This window comes from Actinoallomurus sp. NPDC052274 (genome assembly GCF_040679475.1).
Classification (GTDB): domain Bacteria; phylum Actinomycetota; class Actinomycetes; order Streptosporangiales; family Streptosporangiaceae; genus Actinoallomurus; species Actinoallomurus liliacearum.
This window is the reverse complement of sequence record NZ_JBFAUT010000018.1, coordinates 107,670-126,609: the sequence shown is the minus strand read 5'-3', so window position 1 is coordinate 126,609 and position 18,940 is coordinate 107,670. Positions and strand designations below refer to the sequence as shown.

Below are 18,940 nucleotides of genomic sequence, written 5' to 3'. Positions count from 1 at the left end.
AGCGAGCTACGACGCCGGCGAATCCACACCAGGCGGATATGGCAGCCGTGCGGCTGCCGTATGCGCCACGCGGCGGCTCTTCGGTGCTCGTCTCGTCGAACCCGCGGGTGCCGCCGGTCCGCCGAGCCGGTTCCCAGCCTGCGGCGGTACGGGCGCCGGCGGAAGAGACGTCCTTATCCGGGGACGGGCCGTCCCTGGCTGCGTCCGGTGTCGCAGGGCATGGTGGAGGCGTGGACAGAAGCGAACTCGCCGACTTCCTGCGCCACTGCCGCGCCCGGCTCGCCCCGGCCGACGTGGGGCTGTCGCAGGGCGCACGGCGCCGCACCCCGGGACTGCGCCGCGAGGAGGTGGCGCAGCTGGCGGGCATGTCCGCCGACCACTACACGCGGCTGGAACAGGCCAGAGGCTCACGCCCGTCTCGTCAGATGCTCGCCGCCGTCGCCCGCGCGCTGCGGCTGACCGACGACGAACGAGACCACCTGTTCCATCTGGCCGGTGAGGAGCCTCCACGCAACCGGCCGACCACGGAGCACGTCCGCCCCGGCCTGCTCCTTGTCCTCGACCGGCTGACCGACACCCCCGCCCGAGTGGTGAGCGACCGCGGCGACGTCCTCGCGCAGAACGCGATGGCCAGGGCGCTCCACGGGGACGCGTCCGCCCGCCCCGAGGCGGAGCACAACGTCGTCTGGCGCTACTTCACGGACCCCGCCGCACGGGAAATCTTCCCGGCCGAGGACCGTGACCGCGCCGCCCGCACGGCGGTGGCGGATCTGCGCGCCACACTCGCCCGCCGCCCGGACGACGCGTGCCTGGCAGCGCTCGTACGCCGGCTCCGCGCCCGCAGTGAGGAGTTCTCGGCGCTGTGGGACGCCCACCACGTCGCCGTACGCCGCAGCGACGTCAAACGCTTCCTGCACCCGGTCGTCGGCCTGCTGGAACTGGACTGCGAGGTGCTGCTGAGCCCGGAGCACGACCAGCGGCTGGTCGTCTACACCGCCCGCCCGGGCAGCGAGTCCTACGAGCGGCTGGAACTCCTGCGCGTGGTCGGCCTCCAGAATCTGACCTACTGAGCGAAAAGCTCGTCGACAACGGCGCTACCTCGAAATGGTGGGATCAGCCCATCCGCAGACGCCGTTCGGCCGAGCCCTCAGCACACCACGACGCCGGACCGTCATGGGCGGTCGGACGCCCCCTCGCCACCCCACTCGAGCACGGCCACCTCGACGCAGTTGCCGCCGTTGGCCGTGCTCCGCGCGGCCTTCCGCCACGTCACCGCCAGCTCCACGCAGTTGCCGCCGTTCGAACCGCTGCGAGTCGACTTCCGCCACGTCAGGTCGTCCATTGCTCCGACTTCCTCCGGATCAACTCGATCGACTGCCGCCTGGGGAGGGCGTCCGCCCGGAACACCTCGAACATTCGCCGCAGAGCCGCGACATCGTGGGGAGTCCCGATCACCTCTCCGCTGAGCTGACTGTCAACGTAGGCCAGTTCGGCCCCGTCGTCGAGCGTCGCGATGGCGAACGGACCCGTGAACCCGGCGCACGCCTCGGCGCTCGCCGGGACGATCTGGACGATGACATTGTCCCGCTCGGCCGTGGCCGCCAGGTGCAGGAGCTGGTCGGCCATGACCTTGGCGCCGCCGACGTTCTGGCCGAGCACGCTCTCGGCGATGACGGCGACCAGTACGGGCGGCGTGTCCTCCCGAGAAAGAATCGCCTGACGTTCCAACCGTGCGCTGACCATGTCCTCCAGGTCGGCGACGTCATATCGACCCGCCCGCAGTACCGCGCGGGCGTACTCCTCGTTCTGCAGCAGACCCGGGATCACCGTCGACTCGAATGACAGCAGTGACGTGGCCCGGCGTTCGACCACCAGCCACTTGTCGAGCCACTCGGGCGGGACCTCTCCGGCGACGAGTTCGTCGATGATGCGGGTCAGGATGTCGCTCGTGCCGAGGAGTGGGATGAGGCGTTCGAGATGCTCCGGCCTCGGCAGCATCCGAGGCACCTCCCACGCGGCGACCAGGGAGTCCGAGACGAAGAGGGCTTTTCCGACCGCTGCCCGGCTCAGCCCTTTCGCCTCGCGGGCGCGGCGAAGCTCTTTGGCGACGAATACTCGTGCCGTCATCCGGTTTCCGCTCATCGACCCGTACCCTTTCGCCCGAAATGAGAGGCGTCCCATTCGTCCGGTAACAGTGGAGCGCTCCCCAGCGTACGCACATGAGCACGCTTCGTGTCCAAATATTCGGCACCTCGGGCGCGAAAAGCTCGGTGACCAATGGATCGGAGGCGCGGAAAGGCGGGATTCGCCGCTTTTCACGGCCGGTTAGCCGAGCATTCGGCACACGCCGCCTCGACCTCGTTGACGCTCCGGCGGCGCGACCCTCAGGGCCGACCGAGCACATCCTCAGGGCTGACCGAGGGCGGGAATCCCGTGCTGGTACCCCACATCTCCGCGAACCGGCCATCGTCGATACGGAAGATCTCGAACAGCATGGGCTGTGCGCCGTCCAGGGTCTCGATCCCCTCGACGGTCGAGCGGACGGCGGCCTTGTCGCCGTCGACCAGGATGTCCTGGGCGACGACGCGTATGCCGGGGAACCGGGTGGTGAGCGCGCGCCAGGCGCCCATACCCGCCGCGAATCCGGTGGTGCCGAGCGGATAGCTGAAGAAGCCAGGCGTGTGCAACTCGGCGGCCTGGTCGAATTCCCGCGTGTTGAAGCACTCCCGCATCCGCTGGATCAGGGCGCTGGCCTCATCGCGTGCAGTCACCGGCGATCTCCTCACGGCTGATGGGTCCGGACGTAGTGAGCGGCACGATCCCATAACCGGTGCGCCGCCCCGGTTATGCTGATATCGACATGTCCAGCCATCCTCACAAGGCCGTCGCGGCGGCTCCCGGGAGCGACCGTGGGCTGCGCGCCGACGCGCGCCGCAACCGCGAGCGGGTGCTTCGGACCGCGCAACGGCTGTTCGCGACGGAAGGTCTCGGCGTCTCGCTGGATGAGATCGCCCGCCGCGCGGACGTCGGTCCCGGCACCGTCCATCGGCACTTCCCCACCAAGGAGGCGCTCTATCTCGCCGTCGCGACCGATCAGCTCGAACGGCTGATCGCGGAGGCGGAGGCGCTCGCCGCCACGGACGACCCCGCGGCCCTGTTCACGCTGCTGTCCCGGATGATGACCAACGGCGCCGAGAACGCGACGGTCAAGAGCGCGCTCGAGGCCGCCGAGTTCGACCTGCGCACCGCCGCCCCGGGCGTCGCGGCAGACCTCACCCGCCATGTCGCGAACCTGCTCGGCCGCGCGCACGCCTCCGGCGTCGTGCGCGACGACGTCACCGTTGACGAGGTGATGGCACTGGTCGCCGGCGCCTTCGCCGCGATCCGCCACGCCGGCGCGGAGACCAGTCCCGAACGCTCGGCACACCTCGCCCGACTCATCCTCGACGGGCTACGATCCCAGCCCCGGTAAGCATTGCGCACCGGTCGGCTCACACGGCGGCGTGAATTCTCAGGGGCAAGGCCCCCGATCGTGCGGCGGGAGATCAGCCGGTCAGGGTCTGGGTGACGGCCGGCCCGGAAGGTAGGGGGATCACCGGGCCAAGGCCGAGCGGGCTCACGCAGGGAAGTGGAGACGCCCATCGTCGACGTGGGCGATCCGGTCCGCGGCGGTGAGGTGGGTGCGGTCGTGGGTGACCAGAACGGTGGCGGTGGCCCGCTGGTGGGTGAGGCGGGCGAGCAGGTCGATGATCTCGGCACCGCGTTCGTGGTCGAGCGCGCTGGTGGGCTCGTCGACGAGGAGGACGGTGGGGTCGTTCATCAGGGCGCGGGCGATGTTGACCCGCTGACGCTGGCCCCCGGAGAGCTGGTGGGGACGCCGACCGGCCTGACCGGCCAGGCCGACCGCGTCGAGCAGTTCCATCGCCCTGGGCCGGGCCCTGGCCGGGGAGCGACCGTCGATCTGGGCCATGACCTGGAGTTGTTCGACGGCGGTGAGCGAGGTCAGCAGGTTCGGCTGCTGGAAGACGATGCCGATCTTGGCGCGGCGTACGGCGGTCAGCTCACCGCGCGTCATCCCGGTCGTGACGGTGCCGTCGATGGCGACGGTGCCGGCGTCGGGGGTGATGAGGGTGGCGGCGACGGCCAGCAGGCTGGACTTGCCAGAGCCGGAGGGGCCGACCACGGCGGTCAGACCGCCCTTGGGCACCTCCAAGTCCACCTGGTCCAGCGCGGTCAGGCGGCCGTCGCCGTCGGGATAGGTGAGGGTGATGTCGGTCAGCGTGAGGCTCAACGGGCGCTCCCCAGGGCGGTCAACGGGTCGACGGACGTGATGCGGCGGACGGACAGGGCGGCTCCGAGCGCACCGAGGAGGATCATCACGGCGGCGGGGACCAGCACGGTGGCGAGGGTGAGGACGAAGGGCACGGACGAGCCCGCGACGAGCGCGCCGAGGGCGGCGGCGATGGCGGTGCCGACGAGGGTGCCGCCGGTCAGCAGGACGACGGCCTGGCCGAGGGCGTCACGCAGCAGACCGGCGGTGGAGGCGCCCAGCGCCTTGAGGATGGCGACGTCGCCGCTGCGCTGAATGGTCCAGACGGTGAAGAACGCCCCGATGACCAGCGCGGAGATGGCGAACAGGAAGCCGCGCATCAACTGCAGCGAACCGTTCTCGGAGGTGTAGGAACCGATAGCGGACAGCGAGGCGCCCTTGGACACCGTCCTGGTGCCCGCCGCCTTGTCGGCGGCCTTCACGTCGGCGCGCGAGGTCGTGGTCAGGGCGATGACGGTGGCGGTCGGGCCGTCAGCGGCCGAGCCTCCGGCCGTCGCACCTCCAGCGGCCGGGCCTTCGGCGGTCCCGGTGGGCGGCGCGGTCTTCCGCCAGACGTCGAGGCTGGTCCAGATGACCGGGGTGTGGCTGAAGTGGGCGTCGCCCCGGACCGCGGCGACCGTCAGTTCCCGCCCGGCGAGGGTGATGGTGCCGCCGGGCCGTACGCCGAGGTCGTCGGCGGCGGAGGCGGACAGCACCGCCGTGTGTTCGCCGATCTCGGCACCGTCCGGCGCGAGCGCGGAACCGGGCCGGACGCCGAAGGCCGAGACGCCGACGCTCTTGGCGCCGGCGACGGCCCGGGTGACGGTGATGCCCAGGGGTTCGGCGCTCGTCACGCCGGGGGTGCCGGCCCACCGGAGCCACTGCCTCGCGGTGACGGTGGAGTTCGCGTACGACAGGGCCGCTCCCCCACTGGGCGCGTCGAACGCGATCCGGTCGGCGGGCAGACCGGTGATCGCGGAGACGTTCTGCCGGCCCAGCCCGGCGGTCAGCCCGGACAGCAGCCCGACGAGCACGGTGATCAGCACGATGACGGTCCCCATCAGGGCGAAGCGCCCCTTGGCGAACCGCAGATCTCTCCAGCCCACGAACACGGCTCGGACCTGTCCTCTCGACGGCGGAACGGTACGCCTCCACCATCGCCGCCGCCCCCGGCCGGCACATCCGGCCCACGATGCGACCTCCCGATTCGAACGGTGGCGGATGGGTTCTAACTTTTGATGGAGGCCTCTACCGGGGCTCGGCTTCTAGGCTGGAAGGACCGTGAACACCACCGCCCCCACCCTGACCGTCACCGTCCGGGCCCTGACCTGGTGCCTGCACGTGCTGACCGCCGGCCTGCTGGCTCTCGCCGCCGTCCGGGCCATGGCCGGAGGCGGGTCGTACGCCGTGGCCGCCGTCGCGGTGGCCGCGCTGCTCGGGCTGGTGTACGCGGCCGGCCCGCTGCTGCCCCGCGTCGGCCGGTCTCGCCGGGCCGCCGTCGTGTGGCTCGCCGCCGTGGGCGTGGTGTGGCTGGGGCTGCTGGTTCTGTCCGCCGACGGAGTGTGGCTGGCCTTTCCCCTGTACTTCCTCCAGCTTCACCTGCTGCCCCGAGCCGCGGGCCTGGTCGCGGTGGTCGCCACCGCGCTCGCGGCGATCATGACCTTCGCCGCCCATCAGGACTCCTTCACCCCCGCCACCGCGATCGGCCCGACCCTCGGCGCGGCGGTGGCGGTCGCGGTGGTGTGGGGGTATCAGGCCCTGTACCGGGAAGGCGAACGGCGCCGGATGCTGATCGAGGAGCTCACCACCACCCGCGCCGATCTCGCCGCCGCGCAGCACACTGCGGGGGTGCTGGCCGAGCGCGAGCGCCTGGCCCGTGAGATCCACGACACCCTCGCCCAGGGCTTTTCCAGCATCCAGTTGCTGCTGCGCGCGACCGAGCGCGCGCTGCCCGGCAGACCCGATGCCGCCGCCCGCTACGTGGACCAGGCCCGTCAGGCCGCCGTGGACAACCTGGCCGAGGCCCGCCGCCTCGTCGCCGCCCTCACCCCGCCCGCCCTGGAGGGCACCACCCTGGCCGACGCGCTGGAGCGGCTGTGCGTCACCATCTCCACCCGCCACCGGCTCGCCGTGCGCTTCCACCTCTCCGGTGACCCGGTGCCGATGCCGACCGCCCAGGAGGTCGCCCTGCTCCGCGTGGCCCAGTCCGCCCTGGCCAACACCGTCCGGCACGCCCACGCCACCACCGTCGACGTCACCCTGAGCTACCTGGACGACGACGTCACCGTGGACGTCGTCGACGACGGGATCGGCTTCCACCCCGACCGGCCGCCGGTCCCCGACCCGGCCGGCGGCGGGTTCGGACTCGCGGCCATGCGCTCCCGCGTGGCCGCCCTCGGCGGTGCCCTGACCGTCGAGTCCGCTCCCGGTCACGGCACCGCTCTGGCCGCCCGGCTCCCCCTGACCCGAGCCGCCGCGGACCCCGTACCCGGAACCACCCCGTGACCGCGCCCCTGCTCCCGGCCGCGTACCCCGCATCAGAGGCGCGCCCGTGACCGATGCGCCCATCCGCCTGCTGCTGGCCGACGACCACCCCGTGGTGCGGGCCGGGTTGCGCGCCGTGCTGGAGACCGAGCCCGGCATCACCGTGGCGGCCGAGGCCGCCACCGCCGAGGAGGCCGTCCGCCGCGCCGCCGCCGGCGACGTGGACGTCGTCCTGATGGACCTGCGGTTCGGCAGGGGGATGACCGGCGCCCAGGCCACCGCCGCCATCACCGCCCGCCCCGGAGCCCCCCGCGTCGTGATCGTCACCACGTACGACACCGACGCCGACACTCTGGCCGCCATCGAGGCCGGGGCCACCGGTTACCTCCTCAAGGACGCCCCTCCCGAGGAACTGGCGGCCGCCGTGCGCACCGCCGCGGCCGGTCGCGCCGCGCTGGCCCCTTCCATCGCCGACCGGCTGATGAACAGGATGCGCAGCCCCGCGACCGCCCTGACCCGGCGCGAGACCGAGGTCCTCGCGCTCGTCGCCGACGGCCTGTCCAACCAGGCGATCGGCCGGCGGCTGCACCTCACCGAAGGCACCGTCAAATCGCACCTGGCCCGCGTCTACGCCAAGCTCGGCGTCGAGTCCCGTACCGCCGCCGTCGCCACCGCGACCGACCTCGGCCTCATCCGCCGCTGACCGAGCGGGTGATCCCGGCGGATCGTCACGGGCTCGGGGTGAGCGCGCCCCGTCCCGTCACCGGCCCGACGCCGGACCCCGACGTGAAGACGGCGCTTACGGGCGGCAGCGGCAGCCTGACGGCGTTCCCGGGCGCGGCCCGACGCTCGGCGGCCGCGCTGGGTGTCCCCTGCGTGGCCGGCCGCGGCCCGGCGGCGGCCGCGCGGGCATCACCGGCGCCGAGCGCCAGATCATCCGAATCAGGAGAACCGGCCCGCGCGGTGGAGGCGGGCCGGTCTTGGTACTCGCTTGGTCAGTTCATCGCGGAGGGCCAATGGCACTCATGATGATCGTTTCATGGTCTCCAGCAGCCCGCTCGCCGCGGTCCGCTGCCGGTGACCCTCAGTTCATCGACTCGGCGCTGATCGCCCAGCGCTCGAAATCGTGCCAGACTCCATCGGGGAGCTGGATCAGACCGGAAGAGAACCCCTCCTGGCGCAGTCCTACCTTCGCGGCCAGCTTCCGAGAGGTCGTGTTCCCCGGTTCGATGTCGGCCTCCAGTCGGTGGAGGCCGAGGCTCTTGAAGCCATAACGGACCGCCAGGGCGACGCCCTCGGTCATGTACCCGCGGCCGTGCCAGGGCACGAACGCCCCGTAGCCCAGCACGCCCTTCCAGTACGGGGCGTACTCGATGCGGTTGATGTTGACGAACCCCACCAGGTCCGTGGGGTTCGTCCGGCGACAGACCACGAACCCCGCTGCCGTGTTGTGGTCGAACTTGGCCAGGTAGCGGTCGAAGCTGCCGGGCGTGGTCGGCAGGGAGATCCACGGCCTGTGCAGTTCGACGCTGGCGGCGGCCACCTCGGTGAACCTACGCCTGTCCTCGGGGGAGATCCTCCGCAGCTCGACCCGGCCGCCCGACGGAGAGACACCGTTGACCCGAGCGCAGGCGCCGACGGAGGGTAAGGGGCTTGTTTCCAAAAAAAAGGGAATCTCGGACATACGAGCTTTCCTCACTTTCGAAGTTTTCTTTGTTCGGTGCTTCCAGGCCCTACAGTCCGGGAGCGAGCAGCCGCGGCAAGCCGCTTCCACCGGAGGCCACCCACCACACCCCGAGGCTGCCGGCAGGAACCGCCTGACCGCAGATGGGCTCATCTGGCCGGGATCTTCCCCTACCTGCCCAGACCGCCCGGCTACAACGAACGCCTGCGGGTGGCGCCGCCCCTGGTCGAACAGGCAATCCAGGCGCCGGCCGCCGACACCGCTTCCTGGTTCGACAACGTCTGGAGCACCGACTCCGCCCCGGCCGAGGACCTGCCCGAGTACTGGGCGTCGCGTCAGTGGTTCTTGGCCTCGCCGCGTTCGTGGATCAGGGCGGCCAGCTCGGCGAGGGCGCGGTTGGCGCGCTCGCCGTCGGAGGCCTGGATGCCCATGATGGCGACGGTCGAGCCGTCGGCGAGGTCGAGCGTGGGCCAGGGCGCGCCCTCGGACATCGTGATGCCGAGCAGCTCCGCCCATTCGTACTCGTGGGTGAGCAGGCCGTTGACGACCGTGAGGCCCTCGTCGTCGGCGGTCACCCGGCTGCGGGCGAGGATGTGCAGCACCCCGGCGACGACCAGCCCGATCGCCACCAGGCCGATCCGGTCGCCGAGGCTCCAGGGCGCCGGCATGACCACGGCGAGGACGATCATGCTGAGCACGACCACCGCCGCGAGGACGTACGGGACGATCCTGGCCCGCCGGGGTCGCCACGTCGCCGTGGTCATGAGGGTGCCGCCGCCTTACGGAATCAGTCGACTGACGGGATCAGTCGACGATCTTGCTGATCGGGATCTCGAGGATGTCGCGGGCACCCGCCGCCTTCAGCGCCGGGATCAGGGTGTTGACGCCGTGCTTGGCGACGACGCTCTCCACGGCGTGCATCTCGCCGCCGGCCAGCGGCGTGACCGTCGGGGACGACATCGACGGGATGATGTCCAGGACGCCCTGTAGCGCGCCGTTCTCGACGTTCAGCTTGAGCAGGACGTTGCCGCGCGCCCGGATCGCACCCTGCAGCAGCAGCGCGATGTCCTCCATGGCCGCGCGCTTGTCGGCGTCCTCGTACGCCTCGCGGTTGGCGACCAGCTCGGTGTAGCTGGTCAGGAGGGTGTCGAGGATCCGCAGGCCGTTCTTGCGCAGCGACGACCCGGTCTCGGTGAGGTCGACGATCGCGTCAACGATGTCGGGGACCTTCGCCTCGGTCGCGCCGTACGACGGCACGACCCGCGCCTTCACGCCGTGCTTGGCGAGGAACCGCTCGGTGAGGGCGGGGAACTCGGTGGAGATCCGCACGCCCTCGGGCAGGTCGGAGACGGTCTGCCAGGGCGCGTCGTTCGGCACGGCCATGATGACGCGCACCGGGTTGGACGTGGCCTTGGAGTACTTCAGCTCACCGAGCGAGACGACGTCGGCGTCGGTCTCGGTGATCCAGTCGCGCCCGGTGATGCCGAGGTCGAACAGGCCCTGTTCGAGGTACGTCGGGATCTCCTGCGGGCGCAGGACGCGGACCCGGTCGATCCGCGGGTCGTCGATCGAGGCGCGGTAGTCGCGGTCGGAGGCCCGGCGGACGGTCAGGTCGGCGGCGTTGAACAGCTCGAACGTCGCCTTCTCCAGGGAGCCCTTGGGCAGCACGAGTGACAGCACGGTTCAGCAGGCCTTTCTTCGAGAGATGGGTTTCGCGGCGTCGACGCTCAGGAGCCCAGATGCTCCGCGTCGTGCCGCGCGTGACCGTGGTGCCGAAGACCTCGCAGGGTCAGTGCCGTATCGAGTGCGGCCACGGTCGCCTCCATCCCTTTGTCCTCGTGGCTGTCGTCCAGCCCGCATCGGTCCAATGCCTGGTCGATCGTCTCACATGTTAGTACGCCGTTACCGATGGGGGTGCCCTCATCCAGGGCAACCCTCGTCAAACCCGCGGTGACGGAGTCGCAGACATAGTCGAAATGGGGCGTATCTCCGCGAATCACCGCGCCCAGGCAGACGACCGCGTCATTGTCGCGGGCGAGCTGCTGGGCCACGACCGGGATCTCCAGCGCGCCGGCCACCCGTACGACCACCGGATCGGCGACCCTGCACTCCTTGGCCGTGGCCACGGCCCGCTCCAGCAGCCGGTCGGTGACCCGTGTGTGCCATCGGGTGCAGACGATCCCCAGCCGCAGCCCGGAGGCGTCGACGAACGTCTCCCCCGGGCGTCCGATTCCACTCATGCGCTTTCCTTAGTCCGAGGAGTTACCAGAGGCGCGATGCCCAACAGGCGCCCGCTCATCCGAGATCTCCGATCTCGTGGCCCAGCCGGTCGCGCTTGGCGGCGAGGTAGCGCCGGTTGTGCTCGGTGACGAGGACGGGCAGCCCGATGCGCCCGCGCACCTCGACGCCGAAGCGCTCCAGCCCCGCGACCTTGGCCGGGTTGTTGGTCAGCACCCGGACGGACCGGACGCCCAGGTCGAGCAGCATCTGCGCGGCGTTGCCGTACTCCCGGGCGTCCACCGGCAGGCCGAGCTCGAGGTTGGCGTCGACGGTGTCGGAGCCGTCGTCCTGCCGCTGGTACGCCCGCAGCTTGGCGACCAGCCCGATGCCCCGGCCCTCGTGGCCGCGGAGGTACAGCACCACGCCGCGCCCCTCGGCGGCGATCGCGCCCATCGCGGCCTCGAGCTGGGTGCCGCAGTCGCAGCGCTCCGAGCCCAGCACGTCGCCGGTCAGGCACTCGGAATGGGCCCGCACGAGGACGTCCTCGCCGTCGCCCAGATCGCCGTACACGAGGGCGACGTGCTCGCCGTCGTCCAGGTGGCTGGCGTACCCGATCGCGCGCCACTCGCCGTAACGATTCGGGATGCGGGTCTCGGCGGCCCGCTCGACCATCCGCTCGGTGCGCTTGCGGTACTCCACGAGCTGCTCGATCGAGATCAGCTTGAGGTCGTGCTCCTTGGCGAAGATCTCCAGCTGTGGCAGCCGCGCCATCGTGCCGTCGTCGTTGACGACCTCGGCCAGCACCCCGGCCGGGGTGAGCCCGGCCAGCCGGGCCAGGTCGACGGCGGCCTCGGTGTGTCCGCGCCGCCGCAGCACCCCGCCCTGGCGGTACCGCAGCGGGAAGATGTGCCCGGGGCGGACCAGCTCGTACGGCTCGGTCGCCGAGTCGGCGAGCACGCGGATCGTGTGGGCGCGGTCGGCGGCGGAGATGCCCGTGTCGACGCCGTCGCGGGCGTCGACGCTCACGGTGTACGCCGTGCGCATCCGCTCGTGGTTGTGCGCCGTCATCAGCGGGATCTGCAGCCGGTCCAGGTCCCGGCCCTCCATGGGCACGCAGATCACGCCGCTGCTGTACCGGATCGTGAAGGCGACCAGCTCCGGCGTCGCCTTGGCGGCGGCGAAGATGATGTCGCCCTCGTTCTCCCGATCGGCGTCGTCGACGACGACCACGGCCTTGCCGGCCGCGATGTCCGCGATCGCCTCCTCGACACTGTCGAGACTCATGCCGCCACCACCTTGGGCTCGGTGTGCCGCCGCTGCCGGCGGTACTGCTTCAGCCAGTCACGGAAACCGGCCAGGACGAGGATGAAGAAGATCCCGTACGCCGCGCCGGAGACGTACAGCCCGGACTTGAACGCCAGGGGGACGCCCACCAGGTCGACGAGGACCCAGATGACCCAGAAGTCGACGAGTGCCCGGCTCTGCGCGTACGTCGCCACGGCGCTGCCGACGAAGATGTACGCGTTGGCCAGCGGCGACCAGGAGATCTGCAGCCAGGGGATGTTCGCGAACAGCAGCGCGACCGCGACGGTGCCCACCGCGAGCGTCCCGACGAGTGCCAGGCGCTCCCGTCCGGTGGCCGGGCGCACCGGCAGCTCCCGGCTCTCCCGGAGGCCGCGCAGCCACCGGGCCCAGCCGTACGAGGCGAGCGCGAGGAACATCACCTGCTTGAGCGCGTTGCCCGGCGCGTGGGCGCTGACCGAGGCGACCAGCAGGAGGACCGCGCCGGAGAGCTGCACCGGCCACGTCCAGAGCGTGCGCCGCATCGCCAGCCACACCGTGGCCAGGGACAGGACGTTGCCCACGAGGTCGGTCCACAGGACCTTCTCGCCGAGGACGGTGATCCCCGCCTGCGTCCAGGAGCTCACTTGACCGCTCCCGCGGTGACGAGGCGCTCGACGTACTTGGCGACGACGTCGACCTCGAGGTTGACCGGGTCGCCGGGGCCCTTGCCGCCCAGGGTGGTCAGTTCGAGCGTCGTGGGGATCAGCGCGATGGTGAAGGCGTCGTCGCGCGCCTCGACGACGGTCAGGCTGACGCCGTCGACCGTGATCGAGCCCTTCTCGACGACGTAGCGGGCGAGCCGCGGCGGCAGTTCGACCGTCACGACCTCCCAGCGTTCGCCCGGCTCGCGGGAGACGATCCGCCCGACGCCGTCGACGTGGCCCTGGACGATGTGGCCGCCGAGCCGGTCGGCCGCCCGGACGGGGCGCTCGAGGTTGACCGGTGACCCCGGCTCCAGCGCGGCGAGGCTGGACCGGTCCAGTGTCTCCTTCATGACGTCGACGGTGAACGCGTCGTCCTTGAGGTCGGTCACGGTGAGGCAGACCCCGTTGACCGCGATGGACGCGCCGTGCGTGGCGTCGGAGACGACGAGGGGGCCGCGCACCGTGAGCCGGGCGGAGTCCCCCGCCGGTTCGAGCGCGATCACCTCGCCCAGCTCCTCGACGATTCCGGTGAACATTCAGCTCTCCCTTCGGGCCGCTACCGGCCGGGTGGGGGTTTCGACGGCCGGCCTGACCGCGGTGATCCGCAGGTCCGTGCCGATCCGGGTGACGTCGTCGATCTCCAGGTGGTGGGCCTCGGCGAGCGTGGCGACGCCGGCGTCGCCGAGGGCGGCCGGGCCCGCGCCGAGCAGCCGGGGGGCGAGGTAGGCGACGACCCGGTCGACCAGGCCGGCGGCCACGAACGAGCCGGCGAGAGTGGGGCCGCCTTCGAGCAGGACGGAGACGATCTGCCGCTCGCGCAGCTCGGTGAGCAGGGCGGTCAGGTCGAGGCCGCCGTCGTCGCGCGGCAGGCGCACGACGGCGACGCGGCCCTCCAGCGCGGCGGTGTCGGCGTCCTCGGCGACGGCGATCAGGGTCGGGGCCTCGTCGTCGAGGACCCGGCTGGTCAGCGGCGTGCGCGCCCGGGTGTCGGCGACGACCCGCAGGGGCCGGCGCGGGGTGCGCCGGTGGTCGTGCCGGTGGGCCCCGCGCACGGTGAGGTGGGGATCGTCGGCGAGCACGGTGCCGGAGCCGGCGACGATCGCGTCGCAGCGGGCGCGGAGCTCGTGGACGTCGTGCCGGGCCTCGGGACCGGTGATCCACTGGCTGCTGCCGTCGGCGGCGGCCGACCGGCCGTCCAGCGTCGCGGCGAACTTCCAGGTCACGTGCGGCCGGCCCAGCCGGGTACAGGTGAGCCATTCGGCGTTGAGCCGCTCGGCCTCGGCCGCGAGCAGCCCCTCCTCCACCTCGACGCCCGCCTCCGCGAGCCGGCGGGCGCCGCCGCCCGCGATCGGGTGGGGGTCGGCGACCGCATACACGACGCGCCGCACGCCGGCCTCGATGACGGCCTCGGTGCACGGGCCGGTACGGCCCTGGTGGTCGCAGGGTTCGAGGGTGACGAGGAGGGTGCCGCCCTCGGCGCGGCCGGCGGCCTCCCGGAGCGCGACGATCTCGGCGTGCGGGCCGCCGGCGTAGGCGTGGTATCCCTCGCCCGCGACCTGTCCGGCGGCGTCGAGGACGACGCAGCCGACGATGGGATTGGGGCTGGTCTCACCGCGGGCGCGGGCGGCGAGCGCCAGCGCCCGGCGCATCGCGCGCTCCTGCGCGGGATCAACGATCACCCGGGCCTCCCTGATCAGGCTCCGGGTGTGCGGCAAGACCGCAGGGGCCATGCCCCGAAGGACACGGCCGCGTGCTGCCTCCCATCCGGACTTTAACCGTCGGTCCCGGAGTTCCACCGGGTCAACCGGCCGATGGTTTCGGCCGGGTCGCGGACTGTCACCGCCGGTTCGGACTTTCACCGACCCCGGAGCACGCTTTCACTGACTCACAACCAGTGTGCCATGCCGGGCATTCCGTGCCACATGTGAGGATGCACACGCGTCCACATCTGGACAAGCAAGCGCTCGCTTGGTAGCGCGACCAGGGTCGGCGCGACGACGCTTCCCACGCCTCTGGTTCCATATAGGTCGAATGTCGTTCTGGTGGGAGAGATGAGGGCGGGCCGATGACGCAGCGGACGGAGTGGATCGAGCCTGGAGCGTTCCAGGTCGCGCCGGGTGTGCACCGCATCCCGCTACCGCTCCCGAGCGACGGCCTGCGCGCCGTCAACGTCTACGCCATCACCGGCGAGGACGGCCTGGTGCTGATCGACGGCGGCTGGGCGCTGGAGGAGTCCCGGCGGCGGCTTGAGGCGGCGCTGAAGGAGCTCGGCCACGGCCTCGGGGACATCACCCGGTTCCTCGTCACCCACGTCCACCGTGACCACTACACGCAGGCGGTCGCGGTCCGCCGGGAGTTCGGCACGCGGGTCAGCCTCGGCCTCGGCGAGCGGCACACGCTCGAACTCCTCACCCGGCCGGTGCGCCGGGAGGACTCCCCGCAGCTCGCGCGGCTCTTCGCCTGCGGCGCGGGCCCGCTCGTGGAGCGGCTGAAGGCCGCCTGGAAGGAGGGCGGCCAGGACCGGCTCGACTGGGAGATGCCCGACGACTGGATCGACGGCCGCACCGCGGTGCCGCTCGGCGAGCGCGAGCTCCTCGCCGTCCCCACGCCGGGCCACACGCGGGGGCACCTCGTCTTCGCCGACCTCGACGCCGGGCTGATGTTCGCCGGGGACCACGTCCTGCCGCACATCACGCCGTCCATCGGCTTCGAGAGCGCGCCGGACACGTCCCCGCTCGGGGCGTACCTCGACTCCCTCCGTATCGTCCGGGAGATGCCCGACCTGCGGCTCCTGCCCGCCCACGGGCCGGTCACCGACAGCGTGCACGCCCGCGTCGACGCCCTGCTGGAGCACCACGCCGAGCGCCTCGACGCGAGCGAGGCCGCGGTCACCGCCGGCTCCGGCACGGCGTACGAGACGGCCCGCGCGCTCACCTGGACCCGGCGGGGCCGCGCCTTCGACGACCTCGACCTGTTCAACCAGATGCTGGCCACCACCGAGACCCAGGCGCACCTGGAGGTGCTCGTCACCCAGGGCCGGCTGCGCGGCCGCGCGGACGGCGACGGCGTGACGATCTACGAGACGCCGTGAGTCAGGAGGCGTACGCGCCGCTCGCCCGCTCGCGCAGGGAGCGGACGGCCTCGGCGGGGTCCTCGGCGGAGTAGACCGCCGACCCCGCCACGAAGACGTCCGCGCCCGCCTCGGCGCAGCGCTCGATCGTCTCGGCGCTCACGCCGCCGTCGACCTGCAGCCAGACGTCGAGGTCCCGGCCCTTGATCAGATCACGGGCGCGCCGCACCTTCGGCAGCACCATGTCGAGGAACGACTGCCCGCCGAAGCCCGGCTCGACCGTCATCACGAGCATCATGTCGATCTCGGGGAGCAGGTCGGCGTACGACTCGACGGCGGTGCCCGGGTTCAGGGCGAGGCCCGCGCGGGCGCCCGCCGAACGGATCGCCCGCAGCGTACGGATCGGAGCGCTCGCGGCCTCCGCGTGGATGGTCACACTGCCCGCGCCGGCCTCGGCGTAGCCCGGGGCCCACCGGTCCGGGTCCTCGATCATGAGGTGGCAGTCCAGCGGCAGGGGCGTGACCTTGAGCAGCGACTCGACGACCGGCAGCCCGAGCGTCAGGTTGGGCACGAAGTGGTTGTCCATCACGTCGACGTGGATCCAGTCAGCGTTGGACACCGCCGTGACCTCGTCGGCGAGGCGGGCGAAGTCGGCGGACAGGATGCTGGGAGCTATTTGCACGGCCATGATGCCGTCAAGTTTAAAGACGGCGGTCCGCGCGCCGACGGCGGGCGGCGCGGTTCATGCCGACGTCAGGCGGCGCGGCCCCCGCCGACGGCCGTCGCTCACCCGTCCCCGGGAGCGCGGGCGCCGGGGCGGCGGGCGTCGAGGTCGGCGGCGGCGGACTTCAGGGCCTCGACGGTGACCGCGACGGACGGGCGGCGCACGCTCGCGGTCCGCACGACGGCGTACACGTAGCGCGTCATCGCCCGGGGCAGGCTGCGCACCGCGATGCCCGGCACGCCCACGGTGAGGGCGAGACTGGGGATGGCGGCGACGCCGACGCCCCGGGCGACGAGGCCGAGGATCGTGCCGAGGCCCTCGAACTCCCAGGGCATCGACGGGGCGCCGCCGACGTCGGTGAGGAGCCGGTCGAACGCCTCGCGCGACGGTTCGCCGGGCGGCGCCGCCATCCACGGCTCCTCCCGGAGACGCCGCAGGTCGAGCCGGACATCCGGGTCGGCCGCCCAGTGATCGGACGGCACGACCAGGACGACCGGGTCGTGCATGAGGAGCGTGAACCGCAGGCTGCCGCCCCCGCGCGTCGGCAGGCGGCCCGTCCAGTCGTCGATCAGCGCGACGTCGACCTCGCCGGAGCGCACCTGCGGCAGGCCGTCGCCGGCGCTCTGGCGGAGCTGGAACGTCAGGCCCGAATGCCGGCGCAGACCGTGCGCCAGCGCCGGCGCGAACGCCACGGCCGCGGTCGGGAACGCGGTGAGGACCACATGCCCCGAGGGCTCGGGCTCGGCCATGTCGGCCTCGGCGAACTCGATCATCCGGAGGATGCGCTCGGCGTGCCGGACGAGCCGTCGGCCGGCATCGGTCAGCTCGGCGCTGCGCGCGGTGCGGTCGAGGAGCGTCGCGCCGACCTCCCGCTCGAGCACGGCGAGTTGCTGGGACACGGCCGACGCGGTGTAGCCCAGCGCCTTCGCGGTGGCCGCGATGCTGCCCCGCTCGGCGAACTCGCGTAGCAGGCGGAGCCGTCGGACGTCCAGCATAAGCGCATCTTATGCAGACCAGCGGAAAGCCTCGCTTGTGGTGATGCACTGGGAAGCTGAACGATTGAGAGGTACGGCGCCGCGCACGACCACTTTTCCGCCCAAATGCTCCCTTGGAGTCGTCCGATATGTCAGTCGCAATCTCCGCGACTCTCGCCGCCAACGAAGCACTCGACCACCGCCGACGGGCCGGTCTGCCGGTTCTTCCCCTGGCCTTCGGGGAGGCCGGGCTGAACGTCCACCCCGGGCTCGAACGCCGCCTCGGCGCGGCGGCCGGGCGCGGCGCCTACGGCCCCGTCGCGGGCAGCGCCACCCTGCGGGACGCCGCCGCGGGATACTGGCGCCGCCGGGGGCTGCCCGCCGACCCCGACCTGGTCGTGGCCGGACCCGGCAGCAAGCCCCTCCTGTACGCCCTCCTGCTGGCGATCGGCGGAAGCGTCGTCGTCCCACAGCCGAGCTGGGTCAGCTACGCCGCCCAGACCCGCCTGATGGGCGCCGAGCCGCTCTTCGTCCCCACCCGCCCCGGCGAGGGCGGCGTTCCCGACCCCGGCCTCCTGGCCGGCGCGGTGTCCCGGGCGAGGGCCGCCGGTCACAGCGTCCGCAGCGTCGTTCTCACGCTCCCCGACAACCCGACGGGCACGCTCGCCCCGGATGAGACCGTCCGCCGGCTCTGCGAGGCCGCCCGCGAGCTGGACCTCGTGATCATCGCCGACGAGATCTACCGCGACCTGGTGTTCGACCAGCGCGCCGACTTCCCGTCGCCGGCGCGGTTCGCCCCGGAGCGCACGGTGACGACCACGGCGCTGAGCAAGAGCCTCGCGCTCGGCGGCTGGCGGATCGGCGTGGCCCGGCTGCCCGAGGACCTGCGCGGCCTGCGCGACCGGCTCGCCGGGGTGGCCAGCGAGATCTGGTCGAGCGCGTCCGGCCCCGTCCAGGAGGCGGCGGCCTACGCCTTCGGCGAGCCGGCGGAGATCGCCGACCGGGTCGCGGCGAGCCGCCGTCTGCACGCGGCCGTGGCGACCGCGATGGCGGAGCGGTTCGCCGAGGCCGGAGCGCGCGTGGTGGCCCCGCAGGGCGGGTTCTACTGCTACCCGGAGTTCGCCGGGCCGGTCGGCGACCGTCTGCGCGAGCGGTTCGGGATCGAGACCTCCGCCGACCTGGCGGACCTCCTCCTCGAGGAGCACGGCGTCGGGGTGCTGCCCGGCAGCGCGTTCGGCGACCCGCCCGAGGCGTTGCGGCTCCGGGTGGCGAGCAGCCTGCTGTACGGCGACACTCCCGAGCAGCGCGACGCGGCTCTCGGCGCGCCCGACCCGCTCACGGTGCCCTGGATCGCGGCCGCCCTGGACCGTGCCACCGAAGTGCTGACGGCGCTGACCGCCCGGGTCCGCGAGGCGGTTCCCGCGTCCGTCTGAGCCCGATCGGGGTCGCCGGGTCCACGCGCCCCGGCGACCCGCCGCGCGGGAACG

The 18,940-nt window shown here is 72.3% G+C and carries 21 protein-coding genes and 1 riboswitch; of the genes, 6 read left to right on the top strand and 15 right to left on the bottom strand.

Annotated elements, in window-relative coordinates; all coding sequences use genetic code 11:
* Window positions 1-230 precede the first annotated feature (230 nt).
* On the top strand, window positions 231-1,070 hold the full coding sequence (locus tag AB0K82_RS17930; RefSeq protein ID WP_364398128.1) for a helix-turn-helix transcriptional regulator: 840 nt from the start codon (window positions 231-233) through the stop codon (window positions 1,068-1,070).
* A 101-nt stretch (window positions 1,071-1,171) separates the two neighbouring features.
* Here AB0K82_RS17930 and AB0K82_RS17925 read toward each other — a convergent pair whose 3' ends face one another.
* The 3 genes from AB0K82_RS17925 to AB0K82_RS17915 form a co-directional block, all read right to left on the bottom strand.
* Window positions 1,172-1,342: a DUF397 domain-containing protein gene (locus tag AB0K82_RS17925; RefSeq protein WP_364398126.1), complete on the bottom strand. Its 171-nt coding sequence runs from the start codon at window positions 1,340-1,342 to the stop codon at window positions 1,172-1,174.
* Window positions 1,330-2,127, bottom strand: coding sequence for a Scr1 family TA system antitoxin-like transcriptional regulator (locus AB0K82_RS17920; RefSeq protein ID WP_364398124.1), 798 nt, complete (start codon window positions 2,125-2,127; stop codon window positions 1,330-1,332). Before AB0K82_RS17920 ends, AB0K82_RS17925 begins: the two co-directional genes overlap by 13 nt.
* 257 nt (window positions 2,128-2,384) lie before the next feature.
* Window positions 2,385-2,771: a nuclear transport factor 2 family protein gene (locus AB0K82_RS17915; RefSeq protein ID WP_364398123.1), complete on the bottom strand. Its 387-nt coding sequence runs from the start codon at window positions 2,769-2,771 to the stop codon at window positions 2,385-2,387.
* Window positions 2,772-2,860: 89 nt separating this feature from the next.
* On the opposite strand from AB0K82_RS17915, the gene AB0K82_RS17910 reads away from it, so the two are divergent.
* On the top strand, window positions 2,861-3,472 hold the full coding sequence (locus tag AB0K82_RS17910; RefSeq protein ID WP_364398121.1) for a helix-turn-helix domain-containing protein: 612 nt from the start codon (window positions 2,861-2,863) through the stop codon (window positions 3,470-3,472).
* Window positions 3,473-3,616: 144 nt separating this feature from the next.
* Here the strand turns inward: AB0K82_RS17910 and AB0K82_RS17905 are convergent, their stop codons facing one another.
* Both AB0K82_RS17905 and AB0K82_RS17900 read right to left on the bottom strand, forming a co-directional pair.
* Window positions 3,617-4,291 (bottom strand): ABC transporter ATP-binding protein, encoded by a 675-nt coding sequence (locus AB0K82_RS17905; protein ID WP_364398119.1) that lies wholly within the window; start codon window positions 4,289-4,291, stop codon window positions 3,617-3,619.
* Window positions 4,288-5,421, bottom strand: a complete 1,134-nt coding sequence (locus tag AB0K82_RS17900; protein WP_364398117.1) for an ABC transporter permease — start codon at window positions 5,419-5,421, stop codon at window positions 4,288-4,290. Before AB0K82_RS17900 ends, AB0K82_RS17905 begins: the two co-directional genes overlap by 4 nt.
* Window positions 5,422-5,590: 169 nt before the next feature.
* On the opposite strand from AB0K82_RS17900, the gene AB0K82_RS17895 reads away from it, so the two are divergent.
* Together AB0K82_RS17895 and AB0K82_RS17890 are read left to right on the top strand one after the other, a co-directional pair.
* Window positions 5,591-6,814 (top strand): sensor histidine kinase, encoded by a 1,224-nt coding sequence (locus AB0K82_RS17895; RefSeq protein ID WP_364398115.1) that lies wholly within the window; start codon window positions 5,591-5,593, stop codon window positions 6,812-6,814.
* Between the two features lie 46 nt (window positions 6,815-6,860).
* Complete coding sequence (locus AB0K82_RS17890) at window positions 6,861-7,496, top strand: response regulator transcription factor (RefSeq protein ID WP_364398113.1); 636 nt, start codon at window positions 6,861-6,863, stop codon at window positions 7,494-7,496.
* A 381-nt stretch (window positions 7,497-7,877) separates the two neighbouring features.
* Here AB0K82_RS17890 and AB0K82_RS17885 read toward each other — a convergent pair whose 3' ends face one another.
* From AB0K82_RS17885 to ribD, 8 genes are all read right to left on the bottom strand, one after another.
* Window positions 7,878-8,477 carry a GNAT family N-acetyltransferase gene (locus AB0K82_RS17885; RefSeq protein ID WP_364398112.1) on the bottom strand — a complete coding sequence of 200 codons (600 nt, stop codon included), beginning with the start codon at window positions 8,475-8,477 and terminating at the stop codon, window positions 7,878-7,880.
* A 335-nt stretch (window positions 8,478-8,812) separates the two neighbouring features.
* On the bottom strand, window positions 8,813-9,241 hold the full coding sequence (locus AB0K82_RS17880) for a PH domain-containing protein (protein ID WP_364398110.1): 429 nt from the start codon (window positions 9,239-9,241) through the stop codon (window positions 8,813-8,815).
* A gap of 40 nt (window positions 9,242-9,281) precedes the next feature.
* Window positions 9,282-10,157, bottom strand: a complete 876-nt coding sequence (hisG, locus tag AB0K82_RS17875) for an ATP phosphoribosyltransferase (RefSeq protein WP_364398108.1) — start codon at window positions 10,155-10,157, stop codon at window positions 9,282-9,284.
* 47 nt (window positions 10,158-10,204) lie between these two features.
* The gene (gene ribH, locus AB0K82_RS17870) at window positions 10,205-10,717 is read right to left on the bottom strand and encodes a 6,7-dimethyl-8-ribityllumazine synthase (RefSeq protein WP_364398106.1); all 513 of its coding nucleotides are present in this window, start codon (window positions 10,715-10,717) and stop codon (window positions 10,205-10,207) included.
* A 55-nt stretch (window positions 10,718-10,772) separates the two neighbouring features.
* Entirely contained in the window at window positions 10,773-11,981 is a 1,209-nt protein-coding gene (locus AB0K82_RS17865; protein WP_364398105.1) for a bifunctional 3,4-dihydroxy-2-butanone-4-phosphate synthase/GTP cyclohydrolase II, read from the bottom strand.
* Entirely contained in the window at window positions 11,978-12,625 is a 648-nt protein-coding gene (pnuC, locus tag AB0K82_RS17860; RefSeq protein WP_364398104.1) for a nicotinamide riboside transporter PnuC, read from the bottom strand. The genes AB0K82_RS17865 and pnuC overlap by 4 nt, the downstream gene beginning before the upstream one ends.
* On the bottom strand, window positions 12,622-13,221 hold the full coding sequence (locus AB0K82_RS17855; RefSeq protein ID WP_364398102.1) for a riboflavin synthase: 600 nt from the start codon (window positions 13,219-13,221) through the stop codon (window positions 12,622-12,624). The genes pnuC and AB0K82_RS17855 overlap by 4 nt, the downstream gene beginning before the upstream one ends.
* Window positions 13,222-14,364 (bottom strand): bifunctional diaminohydroxyphosphoribosylaminopyrimidine deaminase/5-amino-6-(5-phosphoribosylamino)uracil reductase RibD, encoded by a 1,143-nt coding sequence (gene ribD / locus AB0K82_RS17850; RefSeq protein WP_364398100.1) that lies wholly within the window; start codon window positions 14,362-14,364, stop codon window positions 13,222-13,224.
* 67 nt (window positions 14,365-14,431) lie between these two features.
* Window positions 14,432-14,562, bottom strand: a riboswitch (FMN riboswitch).
* A 188-nt stretch (window positions 14,563-14,750) separates the two neighbouring features.
* Here ribD and AB0K82_RS17845 point away from each other — a divergent pair.
* Complete coding sequence (locus tag AB0K82_RS17845; protein WP_364398098.1) at window positions 14,751-15,776, top strand: MBL fold metallo-hydrolase; 1,026 nt, start codon at window positions 14,751-14,753, stop codon at window positions 15,774-15,776.
* 1 nt (window position 15,777) lies between these two features.
* Here AB0K82_RS17845 and rpe read toward each other — a convergent pair whose 3' ends face one another.
* The gene (gene rpe / locus AB0K82_RS17840; RefSeq protein WP_364398096.1) at window positions 15,778-16,443 is read right to left on the bottom strand and encodes a ribulose-phosphate 3-epimerase; all 666 of its coding nucleotides are present in this window, start codon (window positions 16,441-16,443) and stop codon (window positions 15,778-15,780) included.
* Window positions 16,444-16,541: 98 nt separating this feature from the next.
* Window positions 16,542-17,474 (bottom strand): LysR family transcriptional regulator, encoded by a 933-nt coding sequence (locus tag AB0K82_RS17835; RefSeq protein ID WP_364398094.1) that lies wholly within the window; start codon window positions 17,472-17,474, stop codon window positions 16,542-16,544.
* Window positions 17,475-17,602: 128 nt separating this feature from the next.
* Between AB0K82_RS17835 and AB0K82_RS17830 the strand changes: the two genes are divergently transcribed.
* Window positions 17,603-18,886, top strand: coding sequence for a pyridoxal phosphate-dependent aminotransferase (locus tag AB0K82_RS17830; protein ID WP_364398092.1), 1,284 nt, complete (start codon window positions 17,603-17,605; stop codon window positions 18,884-18,886).
* Window positions 18,887-18,940: the final 54 nt, after the last annotated feature.

Bases quoted from the DNA above. Each gene is read 5' to 3' on its own strand.
- AB0K82_RS17925 (WP_364398126.1), bottom strand. From the start codon at position 1,342: ATGGACGACCTGACGTGGCGGAAGTCGACTCGCAGCGGTTCGAACGGC.
- AB0K82_RS17920 (WP_364398124.1), bottom strand. From the start codon at position 2,127: ATGACGGCACGAGTATTCGTCGCCAAAGAGCTTCGCCGCGCCCGCGAG.
- AB0K82_RS17910 (WP_364398121.1), top strand. From the start codon at position 2,861: ATGTCCAGCCATCCTCACAAGGCCGTCGCGGCGGCTCCCGGGAGCGAC.
- AB0K82_RS17885 (WP_364398112.1), bottom strand. From the start codon at position 8,477: ATGTCCGAGATTCCCTTTTTTTTGGAAACAAGCCCCTTACCCTCCGTC.
- AB0K82_RS17880 (WP_364398110.1), bottom strand. From the start codon at position 9,241: ATGACCACGGCGACGTGGCGACCCCGGCGGGCCAGGATCGTCCCGTAC.
- ribH (WP_364398106.1), bottom strand. From the start codon at position 10,717: ATGAGTGGAATCGGACGCCCGGGGGAGACGTTCGTCGACGCCTCCGGG.
- AB0K82_RS17865 (WP_364398105.1), bottom strand. From the start codon at position 11,981: ATGAGTCTCGACAGTGTCGAGGAGGCGATCGCGGACATCGCGGCCGGC.
- AB0K82_RS17855 (WP_364398102.1), bottom strand. From the start codon at position 13,221: ATGTTCACCGGAATCGTCGAGGAGCTGGGCGAGGTGATCGCGCTCGAA.
- AB0K82_RS17845 (WP_364398098.1), top strand. From the start codon at position 14,751: ATGACGCAGCGGACGGAGTGGATCGAGCCTGGAGCGTTCCAGGTCGCG.
- rpe (WP_364398096.1), bottom strand. From the start codon at position 16,443: ATGGCCGTGCAAATAGCTCCCAGCATCCTGTCCGCCGACTTCGCCCGC.
- AB0K82_RS17835 (WP_364398094.1), bottom strand. From the start codon at position 17,474: ATGCTGGACGTCCGACGGCTCCGCCTGCTACGCGAGTTCGCCGAGCGG.
- AB0K82_RS17830 (WP_364398092.1), top strand. From the start codon at position 17,603: ATGTCAGTCGCAATCTCCGCGACTCTCGCCGCCAACGAAGCACTCGAC.